Consider the following 287-nt stretch of genomic DNA (forward strand, 5'->3'; position numbering starts at 1 on the left):
ATCTGGAACTGCGGGTGGAAGACAACGGCGCCGGCTTCCCGGCCAATATGCTGGAATCGGGCGCCAGCGCCAAGGCGGCGATTAACTTTCTAAGCAATAGCAGCGGCCTGGGTCTGTACTTTTCCAGCGAAGTGGCGAAGATGCACAAGCACCGCCAGCGCAGCGGCAGCATCGCACTGGAAAACGGCGGCGCCATGGGCGGCGGCTGTTTCGTGTTGCGGTTGCCATGATGAGCAGCGAAGTCTTTAGCGCCAGCACCGGCGCCGACGGCGGCATCGGCTGGGCGG

Annotated in this window: 1 pseudogene; it reads left to right on the forward strand. The window is 63.8% G+C overall.

What is annotated here, in order from left to right:
- Positions 1-230 (forward strand): annotated as a pseudogene (locus GTP27_RS23400) (ATP-binding protein); the annotation flags it as partial.
- Positions 231-287 lie beyond the last annotated feature (57 nt).

The organism is Duganella qianjiadongensis, from assembly GCF_009857915.1.
Taxonomy (GTDB): domain Bacteria; phylum Pseudomonadota; class Gammaproteobacteria; order Burkholderiales; family Burkholderiaceae_D; genus Rugamonas; species Rugamonas qianjiadongensis.